The sequence below is a fragment of the Streptomyces nigra genome, assembly GCF_003074055.1.
Classification (GTDB): domain Bacteria; phylum Actinomycetota; class Actinomycetes; order Streptomycetales; family Streptomycetaceae; genus Streptomyces; species Streptomyces nigra.
In genome coordinates this window covers 150,159-167,603 of record NZ_CP029043.1, presented here as the reverse complement: position 1 = coordinate 167,603, position 17,445 = coordinate 150,159, and the positions used below count along the sequence as shown (strand labels likewise).

The 17,445-nt window shown below is 71.3% G+C and carries 19 protein-coding genes; 8 read left to right on the top strand and 11 right to left on the bottom strand.

The features are described from left to right. The first annotated feature begins 53 nt into the window (after window positions 1–53). The 4 genes from DC008_RS36220 to DC008_RS00800 all read left to right on the top strand — a co-directional run bounded on the left by DC008_RS36220 (window position 54) and on the right by DC008_RS00800 (window position 1,782). The gene (locus DC008_RS36220; RefSeq protein ID WP_267145526.1) at window positions 54–176 is read left to right on the top strand and encodes a hypothetical protein; all 123 of its coding nucleotides are present in this window, start codon (window positions 54–56) and stop codon (window positions 174–176) included. Window positions 177–323: 147 nt separating this feature from the next. Next, complete coding sequence (locus DC008_RS00810; RefSeq protein WP_108705223.1) at window positions 324–1,166, top strand: PhzF family phenazine biosynthesis protein; 843 nt, start codon at window positions 324–326, stop codon at window positions 1,164–1,166. Window positions 1,167–1,231: 65 nt separating this feature from the next. Then, window positions 1,232–1,543 carry a DUF2795 domain-containing protein gene (locus DC008_RS00805; RefSeq protein WP_244221305.1) on the top strand — a complete coding sequence of 104 codons (312 nt, stop codon included), beginning with the start codon at window positions 1,232–1,234 and terminating at the stop codon, window positions 1,541–1,543. Beyond that, window positions 1,540–1,782, top strand: coding sequence for a hypothetical protein (locus DC008_RS00800; protein ID WP_108705222.1), 243 nt, complete (start codon window positions 1,540–1,542; stop codon window positions 1,780–1,782). The genes DC008_RS00805 and DC008_RS00800 overlap by 4 nt, the downstream gene beginning before the upstream one ends. Window positions 1,783–1,799: 17 nt before the next feature. Here DC008_RS00800 and DC008_RS00795 read toward each other — a convergent pair whose 3' ends face one another. Further along, the gene (locus DC008_RS00795; protein WP_108705221.1) at window positions 1,800–2,210 is read right to left on the bottom strand and encodes a RidA family protein; all 411 of its coding nucleotides are present in this window, start codon (window positions 2,208–2,210) and stop codon (window positions 1,800–1,802) included. Window positions 2,211–2,286: 76 nt separating this feature from the next. Between DC008_RS00795 and DC008_RS00790 the strand changes: the two genes are divergently transcribed. Beyond that, window positions 2,287–2,670 carry a winged helix-turn-helix transcriptional regulator gene (locus DC008_RS00790; protein ID WP_108705220.1) on the top strand — a complete coding sequence of 128 codons (384 nt, stop codon included), beginning with the start codon at window positions 2,287–2,289 and terminating at the stop codon, window positions 2,668–2,670. A 6-nt stretch (window positions 2,671–2,676) separates the two neighbouring features. Here the strand turns inward: DC008_RS00790 and DC008_RS00785 are convergent, their stop codons facing one another. The 10 genes from DC008_RS00785 to DC008_RS00740 are packed head-to-tail and all read right to left on the bottom strand — an operon-like array spanning window position 2,677 to window position 14,102. Then, window positions 2,677–4,287: an ABC transporter ATP-binding protein gene (locus DC008_RS00785; RefSeq protein WP_108705219.1), complete on the bottom strand. Its 1,611-nt coding sequence runs from the start codon at window positions 4,285–4,287 to the stop codon at window positions 2,677–2,679. Beyond that, the gene (locus DC008_RS00780; protein WP_108705218.1) at window positions 4,284–5,093 is read right to left on the bottom strand and encodes an ABC transporter permease; all 810 of its coding nucleotides are present in this window, start codon (window positions 5,091–5,093) and stop codon (window positions 4,284–4,286) included. The genes DC008_RS00785 and DC008_RS00780 overlap by 4 nt, the downstream gene beginning before the upstream one ends. A gap of 5 nt (window positions 5,094–5,098) precedes the next feature. Then, window positions 5,099–6,052, bottom strand: a complete 954-nt coding sequence (locus DC008_RS00775; RefSeq protein WP_108705217.1) for an ABC transporter permease — start codon at window positions 6,050–6,052, stop codon at window positions 5,099–5,101. Beyond that, window positions 6,049–7,632, bottom strand: coding sequence for an ABC transporter substrate-binding protein (locus DC008_RS00770; protein WP_108705216.1), 1,584 nt, complete (start codon window positions 7,630–7,632; stop codon window positions 6,049–6,051). Before DC008_RS00770 ends, DC008_RS00775 begins: the two co-directional genes overlap by 4 nt. A gap of 8 nt (window positions 7,633–7,640) precedes the next feature. Beyond that, complete coding sequence (locus DC008_RS00765) at window positions 7,641–8,468, bottom strand: class I SAM-dependent DNA methyltransferase (protein ID WP_108705215.1); 828 nt, start codon at window positions 8,466–8,468, stop codon at window positions 7,641–7,643. After that, window positions 8,465–9,739, bottom strand: coding sequence for an MFS transporter (locus tag DC008_RS00760; RefSeq protein WP_108705214.1), 1,275 nt, complete (start codon window positions 9,737–9,739; stop codon window positions 8,465–8,467). The genes DC008_RS00765 and DC008_RS00760 overlap by 4 nt, the downstream gene beginning before the upstream one ends. Beyond that, window positions 9,736–10,800, bottom strand: a complete 1,065-nt coding sequence (locus DC008_RS00755; RefSeq protein WP_108705213.1) for a dipeptide epimerase — start codon at window positions 10,798–10,800, stop codon at window positions 9,736–9,738. The genes DC008_RS00760 and DC008_RS00755 overlap by 4 nt, the downstream gene beginning before the upstream one ends. A 37-nt stretch (window positions 10,801–10,837) precedes the next feature. After that, the gene (locus DC008_RS00750; protein ID WP_108705212.1) at window positions 10,838–11,956 is read right to left on the bottom strand and encodes a PLP-dependent cysteine synthase family protein; all 1,119 of its coding nucleotides are present in this window, start codon (window positions 11,954–11,956) and stop codon (window positions 10,838–10,840) included. Further along, window positions 11,953–12,849: a Rossmann-like domain-containing protein gene (locus DC008_RS00745; RefSeq protein WP_108705211.1), complete on the bottom strand. Its 897-nt coding sequence runs from the start codon at window positions 12,847–12,849 to the stop codon at window positions 11,953–11,955. Before DC008_RS00745 ends, DC008_RS00750 begins: the two co-directional genes overlap by 4 nt. After that, window positions 12,846–14,102 carry an ATP-grasp domain-containing protein gene (locus tag DC008_RS00740; RefSeq protein ID WP_208645791.1) on the bottom strand — a complete coding sequence of 419 codons (1,257 nt, stop codon included), beginning with the start codon at window positions 14,100–14,102 and terminating at the stop codon, window positions 12,846–12,848. Before DC008_RS00740 ends, DC008_RS00745 begins: the two co-directional genes overlap by 4 nt. Before the next feature lie 206 nt (window positions 14,103–14,308). Between DC008_RS00740 and DC008_RS00735 the strand changes: the two genes are divergently transcribed. The 3 genes from DC008_RS00735 to DC008_RS00725 all read left to right on the top strand — a co-directional run bounded on the left by DC008_RS00735 (window position 14,309) and on the right by DC008_RS00725 (window position 17,429). Next, window positions 14,309–14,854: a GNAT family N-acetyltransferase gene (locus DC008_RS00735; RefSeq protein ID WP_108705210.1), complete on the top strand. Its 546-nt coding sequence runs from the start codon at window positions 14,309–14,311 to the stop codon at window positions 14,852–14,854. A 380-nt stretch (window positions 14,855–15,234) separates the two neighbouring features. Beyond that, window positions 15,235–16,530, top strand: a complete 1,296-nt coding sequence (locus tag DC008_RS00730; RefSeq protein WP_108705209.1) for an ABC transporter substrate-binding protein — start codon at window positions 15,235–15,237, stop codon at window positions 16,528–16,530. Further along, on the top strand, window positions 16,527–17,429 hold the full coding sequence (locus DC008_RS00725) for a carbohydrate ABC transporter permease (RefSeq protein WP_108705208.1): 903 nt from the start codon (window positions 16,527–16,529) through the stop codon (window positions 17,427–17,429). Before DC008_RS00730 ends, DC008_RS00725 begins: the two co-directional genes overlap by 4 nt. The last annotated feature ends 16 nt before the right edge of the window (window positions 17,430–17,445 follow it).

Here is a 17,445-nt window from a genome sequence, read left to right as displayed (position 1 = left end):
GTCACCGAACGACTCGATCGGGAGCCGGCACGTTCGAGATGAGGCAGAAGACGATGACTGATCACGGAGCCGACCTGCTGATCCGCGCCGGGGCGGTGCACAGCCTGGTGCCCGGCCGCCTCGCCGACCTCACCATCTGGGACCAGGACCCCGGCGAGGCCCTGCGCGACCTCTAGCTCACCCATACGTTCGTCGGCGGCCGCCTGGTCGCCTCGGCCGTCCGCGGTGATCAGTCCACTCAGCCGTGACTGGCTCTGTCCCGGTGGCACAAGTGGCCGTTGAGATGGACCCCTTGGCAGCCATTGCGAAAGGTGACCCTACCCATGCCGCGTACCCGTCCCTTCGTGCAGGTCGACGTGTTCGCCACGACCCCCTACTCCGGCAATCCGGTCGCGGTGGTCCTGGACGGGACAGACCTGAGCGATGAGCAGATGCAGCGACTGGCGCGCTGGACCAATCTGTCCGAGACCACGTTCATCCTTCCCCCCACCGTCCCGGAGGCGGACTACCGGCTGAGGATCTTCACACCGGGAGGCGAGCTGCCGTTCGCCGGGCACCCCACCCTCGGCTCCGCGCGCGCCTGGCTGAACGGCGGGGGTACACCGAGGCACGCCGGGCACCTCGTACAGGAGTGCGCCGCCGGTCTCGTCACCGTGCGTTGCAGCGAGGACACGCTGTCCTTCGCCGCCCCGCCGCGGGTGCGTGTCGGCGAGCTCGACGACGCATATCTGAAGCGGATCGTGGAGGCGTTCGGGATCACGCCGGAGCGGGTCGTGGCTCATCAGTGGGTCGACAACGGGCCCGGCTGGGCCGTGCTCCAGCTGGCCACCGCCGAGGAGGTCCTCGCCCTCGAACCCGACCTGACCCTGATCCCGGACGCCATGGTCGGCGCGATCGGCGCCTGGCCCGAGGGCTCCGAGTACACCTTCGAGCTGCGTACGTTCGCCCCGGGCATCGGTGTGCCCGAGGACCCCGCGTGCGGCAGCATGAACGCCGCCGTCGGACAGTGGCTCACCTCCACCGGCGCCGCTCCCGCTGCCTACCGCGTCTCCCAGGGAGCGAAGGTGGCGCGGGCCGCGAGGATCGAGGTCACCGCCGATGCGGACGGCACGGTCTGGGTGAGTGGAGCCACCGTCGTCCGCATCCGCGGCACGGTCACCCTCTGACGCGAGAAGGTCGTCGCCGAGCCCCTCTTCGGGAGGTCGACTTCCCGGCGACCAAGGACGAACCGGTGGGGGCGGCCCGCGGGACGGGCGGCGGATCGCAGGAGGTGGTCGCGGCGCTGCGCGCCATACCGCCGGACGAGTACGCGAACAAGGACGAGGTGGCGCGGCCGGTACGGATGGACCCCGCCTCCGACCTCGACCTGAGTCCCGCACAGCATGCGGAACAGGCACGCAAGGGCGGCCGGCCGGGCAGTCCCGGCATCTGCGGGACGCACCCGTGCCGCCGATCCAGGAGGAACTCGACAGCTGACACGAACGGGAGTACCGATCAAGGACCCAGCGCCGGCGGGCCCGGAACGGACGTTCGTCGAGGGTGAGCGCCACGAGTACACCCCGGAGCACGAGTGGGTGTTCCCAGGCGGAGTCGGAGGCGCAGGCGGCGCACGACGGTGATGCCGTCCTCCTGGACGAGATCGCCCGGCGGGCGGAGATGCCGCCGGACGAGACACGTGCGCCGCTGCACGATCTGACGCGGGTGCACCGCCCGGTGACGGAACTCGCGGGAGTCGACATCCCGGACATGGGCCCCCGCTGGGAGGCCAAGCCCCGGCTGTGACCGGGCCCCGGCCGCGGTCAGTCCAGGAGCGCCGTCGCTTCCACCTCGACAAGGACGTCCGGCTCGAAAAGAGACTCCACGCCGATGAGTGAGGCGGGCGGCAGGGGAAGCGCGAGCCCGATCTCGTCGGCCACAGCCTCCACGCCGGCCATGAAGTCGCCGATCTTCTCCGGACTCCACCGGGTCACGTAGGACGTCAGGCGCACCACGTCCGCGAAGGACGCGCCCGCACCCGCCAGCCCGACGGAAGTGTTCCGCAGCGCCTGCGCGACCTGCCCGGCCAGATCGCCCGGCGCGACGGCGGTTCCGTCGGCCAGGCGCGCGATCTGCCCGCTGACGTGGACGTGCTTCGTGCCGGTGCCCACGGCGACGTGGTGGTACGGAACGGGCTGCAGCATGCCCTCGGGGGTGACGTACTGAACAGTCATGGTCTCTTCTCCCTCTTCGAAGTATCCGTAAGCTACTTAGTGGCCGAAGGACACTTCAACGAGACCAGGTTTCGCCTTGGATACCGACCAGCACCTCGACCAGGAACTCCGCGTCGACGCCCCGCACCGCGAACTGCTGGACCAGGTCCTCGACAAGTGGTCCCTCAGTGTCCTCAACGAACTGTGCGAACGCCCGTGTCGCTTCAACGAACTGCGCCGGGCCATCCCTCAGGTCACGCAGAAGTCCCTGACCGCGACACTCCGGCGCCTGGAGCGCAACGGCGTGGTGGAGCGCGAGGTCGTCTCCACGCGCCCCGTCGCGGTCGCGTACCGGATCACGCCCCTCGGCAAGACACTTCGGCACCCCGTGGACGTACTGCTGGCCTGGGCCGCGCAGAGCATGCCGGCCATCGAGCGCGCACGCGCGGCCTTCGACGGGCGAGAAGAAGCGCGCCTCTGAGACGCCTCAGAGGCGGGGGACGGGGGTGGCGCGGCGACGCCCGGCAGCCGCCCCCGTGAGGGCGATGGTGAACGGATGGGCCGGGGTCGCCAGTACCGTCCGCGTCGCACCCTCTTCGACGACCTCCCCGCCGTCCAGGACGGCGACCCGGTGGGCCAGCGCCGCTGTGCTCAGGTCGTGGGTGATCAGGACCAGCGACAGGTCGCCGCGGTCCTCGACCAGCCCGGTGAGGACGTCGAGGATGCCCCGACGGGTGACCGTGTCCAGGCCTGACGTGATCTCGTCACAGACGAGGACCCGGGGACGGGCGAGGAGGGCGCGGGCCAGAGCGGCACGCTGCAACTCGCCGCCGGACAGCCCGCCCGGACGCCGGTGGGCCGCCTCCTCCGGAAGACCCAGGTCCGCCAGGGTGGCCAGGGCCTCCCGCATCGCCGAGTCCTCGTCGGCGCCCCGCAGGCGTACGGCGGTCCGGGCGACCTGCCGTACGACGGGGCGGTACTCGTCGAAGGCGGCGCGCGGGTCCTGGAAGACGTACTGCACCGCTGCCAACTGCGCGCGGCTCCGGTCCCGCAGACTGCGCGGCAGCGGATCGGCACCGAGGAGGATCTCACCGTCGTGGTCCCGGTGGAGGCCGGCGATGCAGCGGGCCAGGGTCGTCTTGCCGCTGCCGGACCGGCCGGCCACGGCGAGCGACTGCCCTGCGTGCAGGGTGAGTTCGGGGACGCGCAACACCACAGCGGCGCCGCGTGCGCCGTCGCGGTGCCGGGCTGTCAGACCGCTTACCCGGAGCACGGGTGCCTTGCCGCCGTCACCGGACAGCGACGCACGCGCCCCCGGTGGCGCATGCCCGGCGTCCGTCGACTCCCCACGTCCATGCAGCAGTTCACGGGTCCATGGGTGCCGCGGCGAGGTCCTGACCTGCTCGGCCGGGCCCGATTCGACGACTCGGCCGGCCCGCAGCACCACCACCTCGTCGGCGAGGGACTGCACCACGTCCAGGTCGTGGCTGAGCAGCAGCACCGCGATGCCGCGGGCCGCGACGTCCCGGAACCGTTCGACGATACGGCTCTTGGTCAGGGCGTCCTGGCCCGTGGTGGGCTCGTCGGCCACGACGACCCGCGCCCCGAGCAGCAATGCCTGTGCGAGGACGACGCGTTGCTGCTGGCCACCGGAGAGCTGGTGGGGGTGGCGTCGCAACAGGGTCTCGGCGTCGGGGAGTTGTGCCTCGGCCAGAGCGCTCAGGACGCGGTCGCGGGCCGCCGCCCGGCGCCGGCGGATCGGAAGGTGCCGTACCCGCGTCCGGGCGACGTCGGTCAGCAGCGCGGAGACGCGACGGGCGGGGTTGAGGGCCGCCGCGGGATGCTGGGGGACGTAACCGACCGGGCTGCCGTGCGCCAGCCGTACCTCACCCATGACCCGCGCGCCCTCCGGGTACTCGCCGAGCAGGGCGAGGCCGGTCGTGGTCTTGCCGCTGCCCGAGGCGCCGATCAACGCAGTGACGCGGCCCGGCCGGAGCCGCAGGCTCACCCCGTCGACGATCGCCCGGCCCTCCACCACGACGCGCAGATCGCGGATCTCGGCGGCGACGGGATCCGCCCCCGTGGTCTCGTCGTTCACGGACGTCCTTCCTTCCCTGTCCGCTGACCGCCCTTGTCCAGCGCGGCGTCGAAGAGGAGGTTCGTCCCCGTCGTCAGCGTGACGATCAGCATGGCGGGGACGACGACGGCCCATGGCTGCACGAACAGTCCCGTCCGGTTCCGGTCCACCATGACCGCCCAGTCGGCGGCGTCGGGCGCCACGCCGACTCCGAGGAACGCGGCCGTGGCGACCAGATAGAGCACACCGGTGAGCCGGGTGCCTGCGTCGGCGGCCAGGGGGCGCAGCATGGCGCGGCCGACATAGCCGACAGCCGTCCGCCACCACGTCTCGCCCTGCATCCGCAGCGCCTCGACCGCGGGCCGGGCGGCGGCCTCCGCGGCGGTGGCGCGCACCAGCCGGGCCGCGTCGGGCACGTTGGCCAGCGCGACCAACAGGGTCAGACCCACCGCGCCCGGCGCGAACACGGTGGCCGCCAGCAGGATCAGCAGCAGCGACGGCACCGCGAGCAGTACGTCCAGGGGGCGCATCAGCAGCTCCTCCAGCCAGCGGTGCCGGGTGAGCGCGCAGAACAGACCGACCGGGAGGGCGACCAGATAGGTCAGGGCGGTCGCGGCGAGCGCGGTCAGCAGTACCGGGCGCCCACCGTGCAGCACCTGCCGCCAGACGTCCCGGCCCACGAAGTCGGTGCCGAGCCAGTGGCCTTCACCCAGCGTGAAGGACGCGGCCCGCGGACCCGGATCACCCGCGAACACCGGGCCGAGCAGCGCGAGGACGAGCGGTACGGCGACCACGGTGAGACCGAGCGTGAAGCGGCCCGCACGCATGACCCTCACGCGGCCACCCCCGCCCGTGGCGTGAGCCGGTGGGCGACCAGGTCGGCGCCCAGATTCAGGACGACGGTCAGCACGCCGAACACCACGGCCAGCCCCTGCACCACGGGCACATCGCGTTCGGCGACCGCGCCCAGCAGTACGGTGCCGAGCCCGGGGATCACATACAGGGCCTCCACCACGACGACACCGCACAGCAACCAGTCGACGGTGCGCGCCAACTGCTGCGCGGCGGGCGCCAAGGCGTTCGGCAGGGCGTGCGTGTACCGGATGCGGAGGCCCGACACGCCGTAACGGCGGGCGTGCGCCACATACGGGGAGGCGAGCGCGTCGATCATGCCCGCCCGGACCAGCCGTGCCAACGAGCACACCGGCCGCGACAGCAGGACCAGTACGGGCAGGACCAGCGCCGCCGGATGGGCGAGCAGATCGGTGCCGTAGCCGAGGGCGGTCGGCGGCAGCCAGCCGAGCCGCAGCGCGAACACCGTCACCAGCAGCACCCCGAGGGCGAACTCGGGGACCGCGTACACGGCCAGTGTCACCGAGCTGATCAGCCGGTCCACCGGCCGGCCCGCGTGCCGGGCGGCCAGCACCCCGAGCCCGAACCCCACCGGCACCAGCAGCGCCACGGTCAGGGAGGCCAGCAGCAGGGTCGGGCCGAAGCCGTCGGCGAGGTACTGGCGCACCGGACGGCCGGAGACCAGCGAGGTGCCGAGGTCGCCGTGGAGCAGCCCCGCCGCCCAGTCGGCCAGCCGTTCCCAGGCCGGCCGGTCCAGTTCCATCGCCTCCCGGATGGCCGCGACGCGGGCCGGGTCGGGCTGGTCCCCGGCGAGGGCGACCGCGGCGTCGCCCGGCAGCGCCTCGGTGAGCGCGAAGACCAGCAGCACCACGGCCACGGTCTGCACGCCGCCGAGGAGCAGTCGCCGGGCGACGAAGGAACGCAGTCCGCTCACGCGAGCCACACCGTGTCGAACCGGGCCCAGTCCAGGGTGTTGGCGGGCGCCTTCGCGTCGACTCCCTTGACGTTGCGGGCCGTTCCGATGATCCAGTCCGCGAATCCCCACACCAGGAAGCCGCCCTCGGCGTACAGACGGCGCTGCATGCGCTCGTAGACTGCGGCGCGTTCGGCCTTGTCGCGGGTGGACTGGGCCTGCTGGTAGAGCGCGTCGAAGTCCTTGTGCCGCCACTTGGTGGCGTTGGTGGTGGAGTCGGTGAGCAGCCGCTGGGAGATGTGCGCCTCGATGGGCATGGCGCCGGAGCGGTAGCAGCACAGGGCGCCGTTGTCGAGGATGTCGCTCCAGTAGGAGTCCTTGCTGCCCATCCTCACGTCGACGGTGACCCCGGCCTTCTTCGCCTGGTCGCGGAAGATGCCGGCGGCCTCGGTGAACCCGGCGGCGACGGCGGAGGTGTCCAGGGTGACCTTCAGATCCTCGGCGCCGGCTCGCTTCAGCAGGGAGCGGGCCCTGCCGAGGTCCTGTTCGCGCTGGGGCAGACCGTCCGCGTAGTACTCGTACCCCTTGCCGAACAGGTCGTTGCCCACCTCGCCCGCGCCGGACAGCGCGCCGTCGACGAGTTCCCGGCGGTCGGCGATGAGGAAGAACGCCTGGCGCACCCTCGGGTCGTCGAAGGGCGGCCGGTCGGTCTTCATGCAGAACGCCTGCATGGCGCTGCCCCGCAGCCGCACGATCTCGATCCGCCCCTTGTCCTCGTGGGCGCGTGCGGTGGTGGGGTTGAGTTCGTGCGCGTACTCGACCTGCCCGCCGAGCAGCGCGTTGACCCGGGCCGACTCCTCGTTCGCCACGACGAACTCGATCTCGTCGAGGTGCGGGGCGCCCTCCCAGTAGGCGTCGTGGCGGCGGAAGACCGCCGAGCGGCCGGGCGTGAAGGACACGAAGCGGAAGGGACCGGAGCCGACCGGCTTCTCGTCGAACTCGGTGGCGCCCTCGGGCACGATGTAGGCGCCGAACGCGGCCAGCACGTTGGGGAATTCGGCCGTGGGCCGCTTGAGCACGAACTCGAGGGAGCGTGCGCCGGTGGCGCGGCTGGCGTCGAGGTCGATGGGTTCGAGGGACGCCTTGGCGCGGAACGCCTGCTTCGGGTCGGCGATCCGGCGGTAGCTGTAGAGGACGTCCTTCGCGGTGACGGGGCTGCCGTCGTGGAAGACGGCCTTGCGCAGGGTGACCTGCCAGCGGTCCAGCGCCTTGTTGGGTTCCCATCTGTCCGCGAGGCGGGGTACGGCGGACAGGTCGGCGCCGTAGTCGGCGAGCTTGTCGAACAGGGCCTTGGCACGGGCGACGTCGGCGAACAGGTTGGCGAGGTGCGGGTCGAGGGTCTCGCTCGCACCTCCGCCGGCGAACGCGGCGCGCAGCCGCCCGCCCTTCGTGGGCGAGCCGTCGTCCTTGCCGGCCCCGTCGTCGGTGCCGGGCCCGCCGCACCCGGCCAGGGCGAGCGCGCCGACGCCGGTCGCGGCGAGGAAGCCGCGGCGGCGCAGCTCGGGGAAGGAGGAGGGACGGTCGGTCGAAACGTCGTGCATGGGAATCCTCAGTGAGCGATCGGGGCGGTGATGGTGCCGGTGGACGGGTGGGTGAGACGGGCCACCACGTGCAGCCGGTCGGCGTCGGTGGTGTGCCCGGGGAGCAGGCCCTCGCGCCAGAGCGGTTCGGTGCGCGGCCCCGGTCCGTCGTGGAGCTCCAGGACGTCGAAGCCGTGAGCGGCCAGCACGTACCGCAGCTCCTGCGGGAACAGCAGCCGCCACGCGGACCGCTGCTCGACGGGTCCCGTGCCGTCGTCGGCGGTCCACACGCGCCTGCGGCGCAGCAGTTGGCCCGTACGGTCCACCGTGAGGGTGGTGACGGACCGGTGGACGGTGCCCTGCCAGGTGAACGCGTCGGACCTGGGCGTGTCGAGGAGGTCGGTGCGGCCGAGGAAGTACGCGCCGTTGCGCATCTCCGCGACGAGCAGGCCGCCCGGTGCGAGGGCGTGGCGGCAGGAGGACAGGAAACCGTCCAGCTGGTCGTTGGTGTGGCAGTACAGCAGCGCACTGTCCAGGCACACCACGGCGTCGCACACCTCGCGCCCGAGGTCGAATCCGTGCAGGTCGGCGCGGACGTACTCGGGTCCGGGGTGATGCTCGCGGGCGTGGGCGAGCATCGACTCGGAGAGGTCCGCGCCGATCACCGCGCGCCCGGCACCGTGCAGCCACGCCGTGTCACGGCCGGTTCCGCAGCCCATGTCCAGGACACGGTTGCCGGCGCCGTGCCGTCGCAGGCAGTCCTGCGTCCAGCGTGCGGCCAGGCGGTCGGGGTCGGGGAAGCGGGCCTCGTACAGGGCGGGGTGGTCGGTGAGCAGGTTGTGCCCCGCGGAGGTCATGCCGGGGTCCTTCCTCGTACGGCGGCGGTGGGGACAGGGAGATGGGGCGGCGCGGGCAGCGATCCCAGGCGGCGCAGCCGCAGGACGCCGAGCGCCGAGGCGAGTCCGGTCAGCACGCAGCACGCCCAGGGCAGCCACGCGGCGTCGCCGTCTCGCCCGGTGTCCATGGCCCAGCCGACAACTGCGTTGCCGATCGCGGCGACGACACCGGAGACGACGTAGAAGAGGCCGAAGTGGGTGCCGGTCAGTGCGGGCCGGCCGAAGGCGGGGATCAGGTCCATCACGAACGGCTGGGCGACCATCACCCCGAGGTACAGCAGCAGGGCGCCCGCCAGCACGGGCAGCAATCGCAGCGCCGGGTCGTCCGGCCCGCTGGACGCCGTGGCGACCAGGAGGGGCGGCAGGAACGCCGCCCCCATCAGGCACAGCCCCGTCGCCACCCAACGGGCCCGGTCCCCGCGCCGCTTGAGCGCACGGGTCAGGCGCAGTTGCAGCAGGAGGCTCGCGAGGGCGCCGACGACGAAGACCAGTCCGGCGGCACCGTCCCAGCCGGTGGCCCGCCGTGCCGCGTCGGGCAGCAGCAGATACAGCTGGCTCTCCAGGGTGAACAGGCCGGACACGGCGAGCGCGAAGGCCAGGAAGGCGCGGTTGCCCAGCACCTCCCGCCAGTCGGCGAGCACCCCGCCCCCGGTCGGCTCGACCGGCCGGGGGGGAAGCAGCAGGGCCTGTGCGACCGTCAGGACCGCGAATATTCCGGCGGCGGTCAGTGCCGAGGTACGGAAGTCGACCAGCAGCAGCGCGCTGCCCAGCAGCGGACCGATCAGCGCGCCGGTGGTGGCGAACACGTTGAACAGGGCGAACGCCTCGGCCCTGCGTCCCTCGGTCTCCTGTGCGACATAGGCCCGGACGGCGGGGTTGAACAGCGCCCCCGCGAACCCGCTGAGGACGGACGCCGCGAGCAGGACGGCCAGGTCGTCGCCGAGCGCGAACAGCGCGAATCCGGCGGTGCGCAGGGCGCAGCCGGCGATGATGACGCCTCGCGCGCCCAGCCGGTCGGAGGCGGTGCCGCCGATGACGAACAAGCCCTGCTGGCTGAGGTTCCTGACCCCCAGGACGACGCCGACGACGGCGGCCGACAGGCCCAGGTTCTCGGTGAGGTGGGTGGCGAGGTAGGGGATGAGCAGGTAGAAACCGGTGTTGACGCCGAGCTGATTGACCAGCAGAAGACGGACGGCGGGGGGCAGGCTGCGTATCTCGTGCCAGGTCTTCACGGCGCTCCGTCCCGCGGCGCCCCGTCCCGCGGCGCGACGCCCAGTCCCGGCGATCCGCTCGCCCGCACCAGGCCGTCCGCACCGCCGATGCCGCTCCACGGGTCGTGCGCGAGCAGCAGATGCCCGTCCAGATCGGTCCAGCGGGCCCGGTCGGCGAGGTGCACGGCGGGCGCGATCCCCAGCGTGCTGGCGACCAGACAACCCAGCATCAGTCGCGTGCCGCTGCCGTCGATCGCCTCGGCGATGCGCAGGGCCGCGTACACCCCGCCGCACTTGGCGAGCTTGACGTTGACGCCGTGGACGCGCCCGGCCAGGCGGTGCACGTCCTCCAGGTCGACGGCGTCCTCGTCGGCGATGACGGGCAGCGGTGACCGCTCGGCCAGCGCGGCCAGCCCTTCCGGGTCACCGGGGGCGAGAGGCTGCTCGACGGCCTCGACACCGAGCGCGGCGAAACGGGGCAGCAAGTCCCGGGCTTGTACGGCGGTCCAGGCGCCGTTCGGGTCGAGGAGCAGCCGCGCGCGGGGCGCGGCGTCCCGGACGACCCGGACGCGCTCGACGTCCTCCTCCGGATCGGTCGCCCCCGCCTTCACCTTCAGCACCTGGAAGCCGCTCGCCGCGAGGGCGCGGGCCTGGGCTGCCGCACGCGAAGGCGAGGTGATGCCGATGGTGCGGGCGGTGGCCGCGACCGGGGTGCCTTCGGTACCCAGGAGACGGTGCACGGGCTTGCCCGCGCGCTTGCCGACCAGGTCCAGAAGGGCCGCCTCGACGGCGGCGGTCACGGCCGGGGGAGTGCCGTCGCCGGCCAACTCACCCGTGCTGAGTGCTACCAGGGCGGTCTCGGGGTCGGGGTAGCGGTCCAGGTCCGCGTCCATGGCGGTGAAGTGCCGAGCGAGTGCCACGGCGTCGAGCCGGTAGTAGACGCTGCTGACGGCCTCGCCTTGACCGGTCAGGCCCTCATGCTCGAGGCTCAGCCGGACGGCGTCACGGGCGGACATCGTCGAACGGGAGATGCGCAACGGTTCGGCGAGCTCCAGGCGGACGGTGTGCAGGCTGGTCCTCATCGGCTCTCCTCGCGGGGCGTGAGTGGATGGGTGGTCCTCATCGGTCCTCCGCGCGAGGCGTGAGCGAATCGGCGGCCCTCATCGGTCCCTCCGCGCGGGGCGCGAGCGGGTCGGTGACGCGGGTGCACCGCACCCAGCCGGTGGCCTCGGCCGCGTACGGGTGCGGGATCTCCACCGGGCGAGTGGCCGCGGCGGCGGGATCGACGCCGTGGGCTGTGGTGAAGTCGTCGTCGTAGACGGTGGAGAGATAGCGGTGCGGCCCGTCGGGGAAGACGGTGCCGACGACCGCACCCGGGTGGACCCGGGCCGCCCAGGCGGCGACGCGGGCGACGGCACCGGTGCTCCAGCCACCGCTGACGAAACTGCCCCGGGCGAGCCGCCGACAACTGTCCACGGCCTCGGCCGGCCCCACCCAGTGCACCTCGTCGAAGGCGTCGTAGGCGACGTTCCGTGGATGGATGCTGCTGCCCAGGCCGCGCATCAGGCGGGGCCGGGCGGGCTGGCCGAAGATGGTGGAGCCGGTGGAGTCCACGCCGATCAGCCGCAGTGCCGGCCAGTGCCGTCGCAGGGGGCCGATCACGCCGGCGCTGTGCCCACCGGTGCCGACACTGCACACGAGTACGTCCAAGTGGTCCAGCTGGGCGGCGAGTTCGGCGGCCAGAGAGGCGTAACCGGTCGTGTTGTCGGGGTTGTTGTACTGGTCTGGCCAGTAGGCGTCGGGCAGCACGGTGAGCAGGGCGCGCAGCCGGTCGATGCGTGCGGCCTGCCAGCCACCGCGGGCCGCGGGCCGGTCCACGATCTCCAGCCGGACCCCGTACGAGCGCAGCAACTGCCGCATCGACGGCTCGAGTTCGCTGTCGCCGACCAGGACGACGGGATGCCCGAGGGCCTGTCCGGCGAAGGCGAGCCCGATGCCGAGGGTGCCGGAGGTGGACTCCACCACGGGAGCGCCGGGGAGCAGTTCACCGCGCTCCCGGGCACCCATCAGCATCGACACGGCGGCCCGCGCCTTCATACCGCCCGCGGCGAGCCCTTCGAGCTTGGCCCAGAAACCGGGGTGGGGACCGGGCAGGTCGGCGGTGACGCGGAGGACCGGGGTGCGGCCGAGCAGGGTGAGCAGTTCCGGGCGGGCGGGGGTGCGCAGGGCGGTCGTCACAGGGTGCCTCCCGGACAGCCGGCGCGGTAGCGGTGGACGGTGCCGGGTCCGCCGTCCAGCCAGAAGAAGGGGTACGGCTCCGCACACACCGCGCTCACTCCGCGCCCCAGCAGTCGGGGGAGTACGGCGCTGCCCGTCTGGGCGAACATCACCAACTGCTTGTCGTGCCGCAGCGCGTGCTTCCGCAACGCTTCGAAGGTCCCGTTGCCCAGGGTCATCCCGGACACGAGCAGGGCGTCACAGCGGCCGGCCGAGGCGAGAGCGTCGGTCGCCACCGGCTCACCCCACTCCGTGACACCGCCCTTGAGGTCACAGGGGACGTAGCGCAACCCTCGAGAACGCAACGCCTCCAGCAGGGAGTTGACGACCCCGACCACGAGCACCGTCGACCCAGGGGGCAGGGTGAGCAGCCCGGCGACGGCGTCGGCCCGGACGCGCGACTTCTCCAGCGATGTCCCGGCCGGCAGGGCGACGGGCCGCGCTCCGTTCTCCGGGGTGTGAGGGAAGACGTGCATCAGGTAGGCGTCGAGTGCGGCGACCCGCACCGGCAGCATCGGATGCCCGAGCAGCAGGGCCACATCCGCGCCGGCACAGTCGTCCACGGCGCCGTCGGGCAGCGCACCGGGCTCGACCGCACAACTTCCGACGGCCTCGGCCAGCCGCAGGCTGAGCACCTCGTTGCGGTATCCGGTGCCACGCCCCTCGTGCCGTACGGCCTGCCGGGTGGTGAAGGCCACGGAGATCCGCAACCCGGCTGGATCGGGGCCAAGTTCTCCGGTACGGACGAGGGAGAGCAGCTCCTCGAATGTCGTCGCGGTGCCGGCGGAGACCGGAGAGGCAGGAGCCGGTGTTGCAGGGGCCGTACCGGCGGAGAAGGGGCTGGCGGACCTCATCGGATCACCATCCCGGTCCGCACCTCGCCGAGCAGCGCCTCGACCCGGGCCCGGGCCCCGGCGCCAGACGGGTCGCCCGCCATGACATGCCCCAGGTACTCGTTGTTGCTGCCTGCCGCCTTCACCTGCCGCCCCGGCTCGGCGAGTTCCACTTCCAACACGTCCGACGCCGTCCGCACACGACCGCCGTCCAGCGCCTCGAGCGTGCCCGTCGCCTCCGGTACGAGGAAGCCGATGGCGGCACTGCGCAGCCCGGTGTCCGTACGCCGCAGATCGGGGGAGTGGCCCAGGCTGACGTCCACGAAGGCGGCGGCGAGGTCGATGCCGGTGACATGCCGTATCAACTCGGTGATGCGGTTCCCGGCAGGCCGCGGATTGACCTCGACCACCCGCGGCCCGGCCGACGTCAGCTTGATCTCGGTGTGCGTCACCACACCGTCCGTGAGCCCGAGCGCCTCGAGCGCGTGGAGCGCGGTCCGTGTGACGGCCTCGGTGTCCGCGGCGGACAGGTCGGCGGGGAACATGTGGCCGGTCTCGATGAACGCCGGCTCCCCACCGACGCTTTTGTCGGTCACGCCGACGGCGTGCACAGCGCCCGCGTGCGAGACCGACTCGACGCTCACCTCCGGCCCGTCCAGCAGCTCTTCGAGCAGTACGACGGGCGCCCGCCGTTGACCGCGCGCGTTGACCGGGAAGTCGGCCATCGCCTTGACGGCGGCGGCGAGCTGAGCCTCGTCGTCCACCCGCCGCACCAGCATGCCGGCGCACAGGTCCACGGGCTTGACCACCAGCGGGTAGCCGATGTTCCGTGCGGAGTGGGCGAGTTCGGCCCACTCCTCATGCACCGCGAACCGCGGCCCGGGCACGCCCGCGTCGGCCAGCACCCGCCGGGTGGCGTCCTTGCGGCAGGCGTTTTCGACGGCCTCGGGAGCCGGTCCGGGCAGCCCGAGCCGGGCGGCCGTACGCGCCACCACCGGCAGGTAGTAGTCGCACGAGGTGAGCACCCCGTCGAACCGCAACACGTCGTGCAGTCGCTCCACTTCGGGCAGCAGGGACTCCGTGTCATTGGTGTCCGCGGTGATCACGTTGCGTGCCCCGAGCAGCGGGTGCGCGGAGCCCTCGGGCGCGGCACGCAGGTAGTGGTGCAGGTCGCGGGTGAGGAAGGTGAACTCGTGGCCACCTTCCCGGATCGCCCGTGGCAACAGCCTGCTCATCGATCCGACCCAGCTTTCGACCACCAGCAGATGGGCCACGGCTCCCCTTTTCGTGTCGTCGCGAAGGACGCGGCCTTGGAACCAGGGCCGCGACATCGTCGACACGATATCGGTAATCATTTTCATTGTCAGGTAGCGTGGTGCGCCGATGAGGCCGATGAGCTCCCCCCGCCGAGGCCGGGACCAGGCCTGACAAGGCCTGATAGGGCCTGATATGGCCGCCACCGATGAGGAAGGATCCACCGATGCCCCGCACCACACCCACCGGCTACACCGTGCGCCTTGCGACCCGCGAGGACGTCGACGGCGCCCGAGCCGTCATGCTCGACACCTTCTACGAGGAGTTCGGATACGGCTACGTACCCCGATGGCACCGCGACGTCATGGACATCGAGGGCACGTACCTCGACAACCCCCGCCACGTCCTGCTCGTGGCCACCCACGGCGACGAGGTGGTCGCCACCACCGGCGTCCACTCCACCGGCCCGGCCCACCCGCCGCATCCCCGCCGGCTGGCCGAACGCTATCCGTCCGGCACCACCGCCCAGTTGGTCCGCGTCTACGTCCGTCCGGAGCACCGGCGCCGGGGCCTGGCACGCACACTGGTCGAGGAGGCCCGCGACTTCGTGGCCGCCACTCCGGGCTACGACCGCCTCTACCTCCACACCAACACTCGTGTCCCGGGTGCGGAGGCCTTCTGGCGCGGCCTCGCCAAGGAGATCTTCGACGCCCGCACCACGGGCGAGCACGGCCCGGGCGTCGCCACCGTCCACTTCGAGATCCCGCTCTGAGAGCGTCCTGCGGATGGGCCGGCAAGGAGGGTGATCGAACCCGGCTCCGCGCGCACCCACAAAGTCATGCCCGAGCGGGACGAGGCAGGCGCACCTGCGCGACAAGGACGTCCAGGGTCTCGCCTGGGAAACGAACCCCTGCCTGTGCTGACGCCCGTGGGCTGAACCCCACCCTCTCTCCCACGGTCGGCCGGAATCCCCTTCCGGTCGACCTTTCGGATCTCCCGGCTCATAAAGGGCATACGCGAGAGAGATTTGTAAACGCCATTGACGTATGGGGTCGCCGTACATACGGTCCTCCGTCGAAGCGCTTCGACGCGCCTCGTCGAAACGATTCGATGAGGCGCCTCATCCGTTCGGCCCAGGTAGGAGTCACTTCAATGGTGAAGGTGCGCAGACCGCTGGCTCTCACAGCAGCAGCCCTGGCGGGCGTCATGCTCATGACGTCGTGCGGGAGCTCCGACGGAGGTGCGGAGGGCGACGGCAAGACGCTGAAGCTCTGGCACTACGAAGCTCCGAACAGTGCCATGGGTATCGCCTGGAACCAGGCGATAGAGGAGTTCAAGAAGTCCCACCCGGGCGTCAAGGTCGAGTTCGAGGCCAAGGGCTTCGAGCAGATCCAGAAGACCGCCTCGATGGTGCTCAACTCCAGCAACGCCCCGGACCTCATGGAGTACAACAAGGGCAACGCCACCGCCGGCCTGCTGGCCAAGCAGGGCCTGCTCACCGACCTCACCCCGCAGGTCACCAAGAACGGCTGGGACAAGCTGCTCAGCCCGAGCGTCACGACCACCAGCCGCTACGACGCCCAGGGCGTCATGGGCTCCGGCAACTGGTACGGCGTCCCGAACTTCGGCGAGTACACGATGGTGTACTACAACAAGGACCTCTTCGCGAAGAACGACGTGAAGGTCCCGACCACGTTCGACGAGTTCGAGCAGGCTCTCGCCGCCTTCAAGGCCAAGGGCATCACCCCGCTCGCCAACGGCGGCGCCGAGTACCCCGCCCACCAGTACCTGTACCAGCTCGCCCTCACCAAGGCCGACCGCGCCTGGGTCGACTCCTTCGAGCTCTACAAGGGCAAGGCCGACTTCCACGACGCCGCCTGGACGTACGCCGCCAACACCCTGTCGGACTGGGTGAAGAAGGGCTACATCGCCAAGACCAGCAGTGGCGCCAAGGCCGAGGACGCCGGCGTGTCCTTCATCAGCGGCAAGTCCCCGATCTTCTTCTCAGGAAGCTGGTGGTACGGCCGCTTCCGCGACGAGAACAAGTTCAAGTGGGGCTCGTTCCTCTTCCCGGGCAGCAAGCTCACCCTCGGCTCCGGCGGCAATCTGTGGGTCGTCCCGAAGAACGCCAAGAACAAGCAACTGGCCTACGACTTCATCGACATCACGATGAAGAAGGGCATCCAGAACACCCTCGGCAACAACGGCGGCGTGCCCGTCGCCGCCGAGCCCTCGGCGATCACCGACCCCAGCTCCAAGGAGCTCATCGAGAACTTCAACAAGGTCTCGTCCGGCGACGGCCTCGCCTTCTACCCCGACTGGCCGGTCCCGGGCTTCTACGACGTGCTGGTGTCGGCCACCCAGAAGCTGATCACCGGCAGTGCGAGCCCCGACGCCGTCCTCGACGAGCTGCAGAAGGCCTATGACGCGGGTGCGCCCACGTCATGAGCGCCCGACCCCTCCGGCTGCGCAACCCGTACGCGCTGTACCTGATCCCCGGTGTCATCGCCTTCCTGGCCGTCGTGATCGTGCCGTTCGCGATGAACATCTACTTCAGCCTCACCCACTGGCAGGGCGTCGGCTCGCCCACCTGGGCCGGGCTGGAGAACTACCAGGAGCTGATGAAGGACTCGCGGTTCTGGGAGTCCTTCCGGCACAGCGTCGCCATGGTCCTGGCGATGGCGGTGATCCCCACCGCCGTCGGCCTGGTGGTGGCAGCGGCGCTGTTCGACTTCATCGGCAAGCACTTCGGTTCGAGGCTGGCCGGCGTGCTGCGCGCCTGCTTCTACCTCCCGCAGGTCCTGCCCATCACCGTGGCGGGCATCGTCTGGAGCTGGATCCTGGCCCCCGAGAACGGCTCCCTCAACGAGCTGCTGAAGGCGGTCGGCCTGGGCTCGCTCCAGCAGGACTGGCTGGGCGACCCGAAGTTCGCGCTCTACAGCGTGATGGCCGTGATGGTCTGGGTGCAGCTGGGCTTCCCCGTCGTGATCTTCATGGCGGGACTCCAGCGGGTCGACCCCTCGCTCCACGAGGCGGCCGAACTGGACGGGACGAACTGGTGGCAGCGTTTCTGGCACGTGACGCTGCCTCAGATCCGCCCCGAGATCCACGTGGTGATGCTGTGGTGCACCATCGCCGCCCTCAAGGTCTTCGGCGCGGTCTACGTCCTCACCAAGGGCGGCCCCGCCGACGCGACCATCGTGCCGTCCTACTTCTCCTTCTCGACCTTCTTCGAGAAGACGGACGTCGGTTACGGCTCGGCCATCGCGACGGTCCTCACCCTCATCATCCTGGCGCTGACCACGGTCGGACTGCGCTTCCAGAGCCGATCGGAGGACGCACGGTGAACGCGGTCAAGCGCTA